A 2002-nucleotide genomic window follows, 5' to 3' on the forward strand; every position below is an offset into this window, starting at 1 on the left:
CGCAACCCCTACTCGCTGTCACTCAGGGCGGCACCGGTGCTGTTGGTCGCCGCAAAGCTCCTGTCACCGGTGTCCCGCCTGCTCATCCGCCTCGGTGGCCTGTTCGCCGGACGGAACGCTCTGAAAGCGGGCCCGTTCGCCTCGGAGATCGAGTTGCGCGAGGCCGTGGACATCGCTTCTGAGCGAGGGGTCGTCGAGGTCGACGAGCAGAAGATGATCCAGTCCGTCTTCGACCTGGGGACCACCACCGCACGTGCGGTGATGGTGCCGCGGCCGGAGATGGTGTGGATCGAGCGGCACAAGTCCGCTGACCAGGCGACCCGCCTGTGCATCCGGTCCGGGCTGTCACGGGTGCCGGTGGTCGGGGAGAGCGTCGATGACGTCGTCGGCGTGGTGTACCTCAAGGACCTCGTTACCGCGACCTATGACGCCCCGGCCGAGCGCGGCTCGATCGCGGTCGGTGACCTCATGCGGGAGCCCTTCTTCGTGCCGGACTCACGGATGCTGGCGGACCTGCTCGAGGACATGCAGCGCGATCAGATCCACATTGCCGTCCTCGTCGACGAGTACGGCGGCACCTCCGGACTGGTGAGCATCGAGGACATCCTCGAGGAGATCGTCGGGGAGATCAGCGACGAGTACGACAACGACGATGTGCGTGATGTCGAGGAGATCGCCCCGGGCGAGTTCCGGGTGGTCCCGTGGCTCAGCCTCGACGATCTGAGCGAGCTTTACGAGGACACCGGCGTGGAGTTCGACGAGGAGACGTACGGGGACGTCGAAACCGTCTCGGGTCTCGTCGCCTTCGAACTCGACCGCGTTCCGCTGCCGGGCGCGGAGGTCGATGTCGCCGGCCTGCACCTGCTGTGCGAAGGTGGCAGGGACCGCCGGGGCCGGGTGAAGGTCCGGTCGGTGGTCGTCACCGGGCCGGAACGGCCCGAGGGCACCAGCGAGACCGACGACGAGAACGCCACCCACACCCACACTGACACCGACAACGAGAGAGGCCCCGATGCCTGATTCCCCTGATTTCCCGGACTTCCCCGACCTCCCCGGGGACGCCGCCGCGTCCCCGGTCGACTTCAGCGCGCCGGATGGTTTCCGCAGCGGGTTCATCAGTTTCGTGGGCCGGCCGAACACCGGCAAGTCCACCCTGACCAACGCCGTGGTCGGGGAGAAGATCGCGATCACCGCCGATCAGCCGGAGACGACCCGTCATCCGATCCGTGGCATCGTGCACCGGCCGGACTCCCAGATCATCGTGGTGGACACCCCGGGTCTGCACCGGCCGCGCACCCTGCTCGGCGAGCGGCTCAACGAGGTCGTCAAGGAGACCTACGCCGACGTCGACGTGATCGGCCTGTGCATTCCCGCCGACGAGAAGATCGGCCCCGGTGACCGGTGGATACTCGACGCGGTCCGTGCCTCCGCTCCGAAGACCCCGGTGATCGGCATCGTGACCAAGCTCGACAAGGTGTCCAAGGACCAGGTCGGGGCGCAGCTCATGGCGCTGCACGACCTGCTGGACGGCGGTGAGGTCATCCCGGTCTCCGCCAAGGAGCAGGTGCAGCTCGACGTGTTGCTCGACGTCGTCACGGGCCTGCTGCCGGAGGGGCCGAAGTTCTACCCGGACGACCACGTCACCGACGACGACCGGGACACCCGCATGTCCGAGCTGATCCGTGAGGCGGCGCTGTCCGGCCTGCATGATGAGCTGCCGCACTCGGTGGCCGTGCAGATCGACGAGGTGTTCCCCTCCGAGGAGCGTGAGGGCGTCCTGGAGGTCCACGCCGTGATCTTCCTGGAGCGTGAGGGCCAGAAGCGCATCCTGCGGGGCAAAGACAACCGCCGGTGGGGCCGGATCATCCACAACGCACGCCAGTCGCTCATTGACCTGGTCGGTCAGAACATCTATCTCGACCTGCGGATGAAGGTCGCGAAGAACTGGCAGTCCGACCCGAAGCAGCTGGGGAAGATGGGGTTCTAGACGTGGCCGATATGC

The 2002-nt window shown here is 67.0% G+C and carries 2 protein-coding genes; both read left to right on the forward strand.

Features of this window, described 5'->3' with window-relative positions; all coding sequences use genetic code 11:
- The coding region (locus tag QZV72_RS03700) for a hemolysin family protein (protein WP_297005437.1) at positions 1-1020 on the forward strand (1020 nt) is incomplete at its 5' end.
- On the forward strand, positions 1013-1987 hold the full coding sequence (gene era / locus QZV72_RS03705; protein ID WP_297005439.1) for a GTPase Era: 975 nt from the start codon (positions 1013-1015) through the stop codon (positions 1985-1987). The genes QZV72_RS03700 and era, both read left to right, overlap by 8 nt.
- The last annotated feature ends 15 nt before the right edge of the window (positions 1988-2002 follow it).

The organism is uncultured Corynebacterium sp. (assembly GCF_902782855.1).
Classification (GTDB): Bacteria; Actinomycetota; Actinomycetes; order Mycobacteriales; family Mycobacteriaceae; genus Corynebacterium.